Annotated in this window: 8 protein-coding genes; 1 reads left to right on the top strand and 7 read right to left on the bottom strand. The window is 55.6% G+C overall.

Annotated elements, in window-relative coordinates; translation table 11 throughout:
• Positions 1 to 314 (top strand): phosphate acyltransferase (locus tag ACTIKR_RS18865; RefSeq protein ID WP_442328678.1); only part of this gene is annotated, 314 nt, incomplete at its 5' end.
• On the opposite strand, the gene ACTIKR_RS18860 is transcribed toward ACTIKR_RS18865, so the two are convergent.
• The 7 genes from ACTIKR_RS18860 to tauA form a co-directional block, all read right to left on the bottom strand.
• On the bottom strand, positions 288 to 1997 hold the full coding sequence (locus ACTIKR_RS18860) for a cobaltochelatase CobT-related protein (protein WP_442328677.1): 1710 nt from the start codon (positions 1995 to 1997) through the stop codon (positions 288 to 290). The two genes, ACTIKR_RS18865 and ACTIKR_RS18860, sit on opposite strands and share 27 nt — an antisense overlap.
• Positions 1994 to 2974, bottom strand: coding sequence for an AAA family ATPase (locus ACTIKR_RS18855; protein WP_193090294.1), 981 nt, complete (start codon positions 2972 to 2974; stop codon positions 1994 to 1996). Before ACTIKR_RS18855 ends, ACTIKR_RS18860 begins: the two co-directional genes overlap by 4 nt.
• 53 nt (positions 2975 to 3027) lie before the next feature.
• Positions 3028 to 3816 carry an IclR family transcriptional regulator gene (locus ACTIKR_RS18850; RefSeq protein ID WP_226817284.1) on the bottom strand — a complete coding sequence of 263 codons (789 nt, stop codon included), beginning with the start codon at positions 3814 to 3816 and terminating at the stop codon, positions 3028 to 3030.
• A gap of 79 nt (positions 3817 to 3895) precedes the next feature.
• Complete coding sequence (pdxR, locus tag ACTIKR_RS18845; protein ID WP_442328676.1) at positions 3896 to 5461, bottom strand: MocR-like pyridoxine biosynthesis transcription factor PdxR; 1566 nt, start codon at positions 5459 to 5461, stop codon at positions 3896 to 3898.
• A gap of 176 nt (positions 5462 to 5637) precedes the next feature.
• Positions 5638 to 6465 (bottom strand): ABC transporter permease subunit, encoded by an 828-nt coding sequence (locus ACTIKR_RS18840; protein ID WP_442328675.1) that lies wholly within the window; start codon positions 6463 to 6465, stop codon positions 5638 to 5640.
• Positions 6458 to 7270, bottom strand: coding sequence for a taurine ABC transporter ATP-binding protein (locus ACTIKR_RS18835; protein WP_442328674.1), 813 nt, complete (start codon positions 7268 to 7270; stop codon positions 6458 to 6460). The genes ACTIKR_RS18840 and ACTIKR_RS18835 overlap by 8 nt, the downstream gene beginning before the upstream one ends.
• Before the next feature lie 73 nt (positions 7271 to 7343).
• The coding region (gene tauA, locus ACTIKR_RS18830; protein WP_442328673.1) for a taurine ABC transporter substrate-binding protein at positions 7344 to 8124 on the bottom strand (781 nt) is incomplete at its 5' end.

Here is an 8124-nt window from a genome sequence, read left to right as displayed (position 1 = left end):
AGCTGGATGCCGCCATTATTCCCGACATTGCATCACGCAAACTCAGTGATTCTCAGGTTCATGGTCGAGCCAATGTGTTGATTTTTCCGGACCTGAATGCCGGCAATATCGGCTACAAGCTTGCCGAAAGACTGGGGGGCGCCATCGCTATCGGCCCGTTGCTGCAAGGACTGAACAAACCGGCCAATGACCTGTCGCGGGGCTGTAGTGCCGACGACGTTTACAATGTCATTGCCGTCACTTGCGTACAGGCACAACAGCAGCAACTGCAAACCCATGCCAGTGAATTATCGTCGGTGTCCGCCGGCCAGTAATCGCGCAATATCGTAAAAGACAGCAGGCGTCAATGCTTGCTGCAGATCTACCGCCAGGCTTCTTGGATAATACGAACTCAGATCCAGCCCCACACCCAGTCCGACAACGTCAATACCCTGGCTGATGGATTGCCGCACGACCTGTTGCAGGTGGCTGGCCAGATAATAATCATCGTTGACATATTGCGTGGCGCTGTCCATCGGGCAACCGTCAGAGACCACAATCAGGGTGCGGCGCCTGACCGGCTGCTCCTGCAGCCGCTGCGAGGCCCAGAGGACCGCCTCACCGTCCACCCCTTCCCGATACAGATCATGCTTGAGCAATGCAGCGATATCCAGACGCGCGCGCGACCAGCTCGTATCGGCCTGCTTAAATAGCAAATGACATAGCTCATTAAGGCGCCCGGGATGAGCCGGCTTGCCCTGGCGCTGCCAGTCTTTCATGGCACGACCGCCATTCCAGGCACCGGTCGTAAAGCCCAGCAATTCGGTTTGCACGCCAGCCATTCCCAAAGCCCGCAACAAGGTATCGAGCAGTACCGACAGGCGGCGCGCATGCGTGCGCATGGAACCGGAGCAATCGAGCAAAACAGTAACCGCCTGGTCGACCCGCTCAATGACCTGGTCCTGGCGAAATATCCGTGTCTCGGCAGGACTGGCAATCAACTGGCTGAGCGTACGACCATCAAGAATGCCCTCCTCCTGGCCGAATATCCAGCCGTCGTCCTGCGGCATGCGAAAGATGCGGCGAAACAGCCTGGCAAGTTGAGCCACGCCGATTGACAATGAAGCACGATCTTCGTCCATTTGCTGGCGAAACTGCTTAAGCTCTGCTCGCCTTACTCGCGAGGCTGCCAGTTCCATACGGTCGTAGCGACGGGTGAATACGCGGTAGCTGGCCTGGTGCTGATCGAATACCCGGCTTTGGCCGAACGGTGCAACATCAAACCCATCCTCGGGCTGCGCATCCGGTGTGAGCAGCAGGGAAAACAGCGACCGGCTATTTTTATCGGAATCCTTTGGCCGGCGATCCAGCGCCATTTCCGCCGCCAGATTCAAGCTGACCTTTTCGGCAAGCCGTGCAGCCATCGCAGCGTAGGCTGCCTGATCATTGCGCAGACGGCGCAAGGCATACAGCTCTTCGCCTATTTCACCAGCCATACCAGCGCGCGTGGCTTCCAGCAGATCCTGCTGGGCCTCGCTGAGCACGCCCCCGGTTACTCTTGACCACACGGTAAGCATGACCGTAAACAGCAAAATACCCTGGCTGGACTCGATCAAGGCCGAATGTTCAAATGCCTCGGCCCAGGCACGAAAGCGCGTCTGCACATTCGCGCGCACCCCTGGCCAGTCTGAAGCGACCGTCGCCTCCAGACGCACCTGTTCGAAAAAATCATAGAGAAGCCGGGCAGTCTCATCTTGCGGACATGCCTGTTCATAGATGGTCGGATCGCAGGCAAGCAGACGCAACGCCAGCCCGTCGGCCACGGCACGAAAATCCTTGAAGGTCTGATTGTCGGGATCCAGCCGCAGATGTGGCGCCAGCACCGGCACCAGACTGTCATCCAGATACAGTCTGCCCTTCCTGAAATGCGCATTGGTGCGTCCGCTAATGGCACGCACGGCAGCGCCGCACAACTGGTCGGTATGTTGCTGGAATATGCTGTGCGCAATATCGTTCACGTCAGCATGGTACCCATAAATGCTTCGGGCAGCTCTTGTTCGAAACAGCGCTGATAATATTCGGCAATCAGTTCTTTCTCGGCGTCATCACATTTGTTCAGGAATGACAATCGAAATGCCAGGCCGGTATCGCCGAAAATCTGCCGGTTCTCTGCCCAGGTAATCACGGTGCGAGGCGACATGAGCACGGAAATATCACCTGCCTCGAACCCCTTGCGCGTGAGGTTGGCCAGATCCACCATTTTGCGAATTGTCTGGCGCCCTTGAGCATTGTCCATCTGCGGCACTCTGGCTGCAGTAATCTGCACCTCGTCCTCGGGCTGCAGATAATTGAGAGCAGCGACAATATTCCAGCGATCCAGCTGCGCATGATTGAGCGATTGCGTGCCATGATACAGGCCATTCAAATTGCCCAACCCCAGCGTATTGGCCGTCGCAAACAGCCTGAAATCGGCGTGCGGGGCGATGCTGCGGTTCTGGTCCAGCAACATGAAATGACCGTTGCGCTCCAGAATCCGCTGAATGACAAACATGACATCGGGCCGACCGGCATCGTATTCGTCAAAGATCAGCGCCATGGGTTGCTGCAACGCCCAGGGCAGAATACCTTCCTGAAACTCGGTAACCTGACGCCCTTCTCGCAACACAATGGTGTCCTTGCCGACCAGGTCCAGGCGGCTGATATGGCCATCCAGGTTGACCCGCACGCAAGGCCAGTTCAGCCTGGCGGCGACCTGTTCGATATGCGTGGATTTACCGGTGCCGTGCAGGCCCTGAATCAATACCCGCCTGTTCTGAATGAAGCCGGCCAGGATGGCAAGCGTGACATCATGATTGAAATGATAGGCAGTGTCGATCTGCGGCACATGTTCCGTGGGTTCGCAAAATGCGGGAACGGTCAGGTCGGTATCAAGGCCGAAGACTTGCCTGACGGAAATCTCGCGGATGGCGCGGTGTGAGTCTTGCGGGGTGGTCATGAAATACTGCCTCCGTTGCGGATCGCAATGGCGGACCACTGCGCATGAATGATTTACGCTGCCGCGTTGGCTTTTTCAATTTCTGCCAGCGAGTCGGCTGCACGGCGCAATACCGGCAAAAATCCCAATGCCTTTTCACGGGTAATGCGCATGATGGGAGACTGCGCCGCAATGCCCATGTTCGACTTGCCATTTTCTCCCGGGACCAGCACAGCAATACAAATGAGGCCGGGCAAAAACTCTTCGTTGTCCATGGCGTAGCCTTGCCGTCGCACCTGTTCTATTTCCTGTTCGATCGCGTCATAGCGCGTCAGGGTATTCGGGGTATACTGTTCCAGTGGGGCTGCTTCCAGCAGACGACGACACTGCGAGGGCGACATTTGCGCAAGAAACAGTTTGCCACTGGCCGAGCAATGCAAGGGGACGCGCGAGCCCGGGTGTAGATAGAACCGAAGCGGCGCGACCGTTTCCACCCGATCCAGATACAACACCTCGTTGCCGGTGCAGGCGGTAATGTTGCAGCTTTCACCGATTTCCTCAACCAAGTGCCGCAAGACTGCACGTCGTGAGCCGTGAATAGTGTTGTTCAGCAGCAGCTTTTCGGCCATCTGGTGCAAGCGACGACCGGTGCTGTACTGCCTGCCATCGCCGTCGCGAATAATCAGCCTTGCGCTTTCCAGTTGCTGTAGCATACGGTGCAAGGTTGGCTTGGGAATACCCAGTTCTTCACTGAGGCTTTGCAGCGAAAAATAACTGTCTTTTTCGGCAATGACCTCAAGAAGCGCAAACAGCCGTAGCGTTGGGGTGTTGCCTTCGACACGTTCAGATTCGATCATATCCATAGAAATCGCCATTTATTCCAATTATTTTGCAATTTATTTCAAATACTGAAATAAATTATACCAATAACCGGAATATTGATCAACTTTTTCTTGAAATGACAGGAAAATGCTGCGTAACCAGTTCAGCCAGGGTTTTAATGCCAACTGCAATTTTGGGCTCGTCAATGGAACCATAACCAAAACGAATGTAGCGTCGGGTGCCTTTCGATACCCTGCTGAAGAATACTTCTCCCGGCTCAAGGACAATTCCGTTTTGCAACGCCACTGCCGTCAGCGCAGTGGTGTCGATATGTTCCGGCGCCCTTACCCAGCAGAATGATCCGCCCGGCGAGGAGATGATCTGAAACGTCGGCAGATACTCCTTTAGCGCATCGCGCAGCGCCCGTTCGCGTTGGCCATAAATTTGGGATTGCTTGCGCAAAAAAGACTGGTAATGGCCCAGCGAGACGAACAGTGCAAAGGCCCGTTGCAGAAAAGAAGGGGCATGTCGCAACATCAGCCGTTTCAGTGCCCGCAGCTCGTCGACCAGCGGCTTGGGGCCAACAATGAATCCCAGCCGCAAGCCGGGTGCAAATGTTTTTGACAAGCTGCCTACATAAATCACACGCCCGTTCTGGTCCAGACTCTTGAGCGCCGGAAAGGGTTTATCAATAAAGCTGTTTTCAAATTCAAAATCGTCTTCGACAATCACCGTATTGCAGGCATTGGCTTTTTCAAGAAGCGCCTGGCGCCGCGCCATGGACATGGTGACCCCGGTGGGGCATTGGTGGCTTGGCGTGACAAAAACCATATCCATGTCAAAGGTAATACCCGCGACATCGACGCCCTCTTCATTGACCGGCACCGGCACCACGTGACGGGTGCGACTGGAAAAAATATTGCGCGCGTCCGGATAGCCGGGTTCTTCCATACCCACTTTATTGCCCGGCCTGACCAATAAATCTGCCAGCAGATACAGCGCGTGCTGAGCCCCCACTGTCACCATGATTTCATCCTTGGTCGCCGAAAAACCCCGTCGCGGCAGGACCTGGTTCTGGATCGCGGCGATAATCTCCGGGTCGTCCATCATGATCAAGTCCTGGGCCCAGCTGCGAATGTCCACAATGGACAGCGCCTTCATGCAGCATTCACGCCACTCGGAAGTGGGGAACAAGGCGGGATCAAACTGACCGTACACAAAGGGATAGGGCTGGGTCTGCCAGTTGGCCGGCTTGCGGATATTGCGTTGCTGGCTGGGCCGCGCATGAATGCGTCCGTGCCAGAAATCGGTTTCGTCATCGCCACCGGCGCTGGCGATAATATCAAGCATATTGCGCTGCTGCGCTGCCTGTCCCACAAAATGACCGCTACGGTTGCGCGTCACCAGATAGCCTTCGCTGACCAGTTCCTGATAGGCAAACACAACCGTATTGCGTGCCACCTTGAGCGTATCCGACAGGAAACGGCTGGAAGGCACCGGCGCATCCGGCGTCAGGTGCCCCTGCGTAATGGCGGCCACCAGCATCTGCCGGATCCGGCCCTGCAGCCCCAGCGATTCACTGGTCTCACGAAACAGTTTTTCCCAAAGCAGCGCACTCAGGGCTGCCCGACTGGGCGCGCTGACCTTGTCCAATCCCGGGCTGACACGTTTTCTGTGATTACTCATTGCTTTTTTCTTGTAACAGGCCAATGATGGCGTGATCCGGCAAGTGATGGGTGTATCCGTGCGCGGATCACGATAATTTCAAATGCAATAGAAGCTTGCGATTATCCCTGAAACGGACATGGCCGCCATGCAAAGGCGATCCATGTCGGCAAATCTGGGGCATGTGCAGGTTCGATCTATACCTTGCCCTTCCAGGGCACCATGGCCTTCTCTATATAGCGGATCAGGGCGTCAAAAATAAACGCAAAAAACCCGATAATAATGATACCCATAATGACGGTATCACTGGCCAGATACTGCGCGGCGTTCAACACCATGAAACCCAGGCCGCGATCGGCCGCCACCATCTCGGCAGCGACCAGTGTACTCCAGCCCACCCCAATACCAATGCGCATGCCTGTGAATATTTCCGGCAGGGCCGACTTCAATATCACATACCAGACAATCTGTCTGTTTGAGCCGCCCATGGAGTAGGCAGCATGGATCTGCTCCATTGACACCGACTTGACGCCGGCCCTGGCGGCAATTGCCATGGGCGCAAAGATAGCCAGGTAGATCAGGAAAACCTTTGGAAACTCGCCAATACCGAACCAGATGATGACTAGCGGCAAATAGGCCAGCGGCGGCAAGGGCCTGTAGAACTCGATGACCGGATCGAACAGCCCGCGAGCGACGCGATTGACCCCCATCATGATGCCCACCGGCACGGCCGTTAGCAGCGCCAGTAAGAATGCCGAAAACACCCTGGTCAGACTGGCCACGGTATGCTCGACAAGCGTCGCATTGGCAATGCCATCTGTCATACCCACGATGAATTTGTTATACACCGCTACAGGCGACGGCAGAAACAGCGGCTTCACCCAGCCAAAATACGTAATGATGGACCAGACCACCAACAATGAAATCGCAGTTGCGATACTGATAAACACGCTGGCCCCCGCCCCCGGCGCTCCATAAACTTGCCCCGGTACAGCAGCAGCTCTGCCGAACAGTTTATTAAGCATGGTGGCCTCCTTCGCGCTCGTCACTGTAGATGATGTTGAGCACTGTCTCGCGCATACGGATGAATTCGGGACTTGATTTAATTTCCCTGGCATTTTTCCCCGCCAGAAACTCCCGGTTGAATGACAGGTCGTAGGTGTTGGTAATGCGACCCGGCCGTGGCGACATCACGATCAGCTTGGAGCCGAGAAAGAGTGCTTCTTCTACGCTATGGGTAATAAAAAAGAACATTTTGTGGGTCACTTCCCACACCTTGAGCAACAATTCCTGGATGGTTTCGCGGGTCAATGCATCCAGCGCAGCCATGGGCTCATCCATTAACAACATGGCCGGATTGCAGGTCAGGATGCGGGCGATACCCACCCGCTGCTGCATCCCGCCGGAAAGCTGATAAATCATATGTTGATGAAAGTCCTTGAGCCCCACCAGTTCCAGATTACGTGCTGCGATCTCATGCCGCTTGGTCTTGGACACACCCTGCAGTTTGAGGCCGAATTCGGTATTCTCTATGACATTGAGCCATGGCAGCAACGCGTGCTTTTGAAACACCACGCCGCGATCCGCACTGGGACCGGAGATCGGCTCATTACCCAGCATGATCGAACCGGACGATGGCGACATGAAGCCGGCCAGCAGATTCAAAAAGGTTGTTTTGCCGCAGCCCGAGGCGCCGAGCGCTACCACGAACTGACCACTGTTGATGGTAAGGTTGACATCCTTGAGTGCGACCACACTGTCATTCTGGCGAATTCCGGGATACACCACGTTGACGTCTTTGACGTATAAATTCTCGGCTACAGTTTGCATTGCGATTGTCTCCAACTACGCTTGGGTTCTGTGAAAGGCGGACCGCCACCTTTCACGCTTATGGCAGCTGCAATTATTTCGGCTTTGCGGCCTGCTCTACCCAACTGGCATTCACAAAACCGCTGTAGTCAGCAAGCACAGAGTCAATCTGTTTCTGTTCCTTGAGAAACGCAGCGCTCTCGGTCAGCGCCTTGACCGCACCGGAACTGGCGCCGCCACCCAGCCAGGTATTGGAGGCCATGTCTGCCGCTGTCGGAAAGACCAGCATTTTCATCGCTTCCAGAATATCCCTGGACTCGCCGCCGATCATCTGGGTAATACCCTTAACCTCGGGACTACTCTGCGTCCACTGGGCGCCATTCTGTTTATAGTCATCATAGGCCTGCGCCAGGACCTTGGTGTAGGCCTGCATGAACTTGGGATTTTTCTGCGCCCAGTCTTTATCGACCACAATACCGTCAAACGTCGGGACACTGGCCTTGCCTACTTCCTCGGAATCGGTCAGAACCGTGCCGTCCTTGAGCAGCGTGGTCAGTGCCGGTGGCCAAACATAGGCCGCGTCGATATCGCCGCGCTGCCAGGCTGCCACGATCTGCGGTGGCTGCATATTCAGAATACGCACATCACGCGGATTCATTTTCCACACCTTGCTGAGCGCAACCAGCAAATGAAAATGCGAGGTCGAGACAAACGGCACGCCAATCCGCTTGCCCTTGAGGTCTTCCGGCTTGCTGATGCCCGACTCCTTGCGGACCACCAGCGCCTCGGAATGGCCGATGTTGTCAAGAATCCAGAACAGCTGCATATTCACCCCGCGCGTCGCTGCGGCCGCAATCCCGGTCGAGCCAAGCACG

It is taken from the genome of Advenella sp. (genome assembly GCF_052108595.1).
GTDB lineage: Bacteria > Pseudomonadota > Gammaproteobacteria > Burkholderiales > Burkholderiaceae_B > Advenella.
Note: the sequence above shows the minus strand (reverse complement) of the source record. Positions and strands in the feature narration are given on the sequence as shown.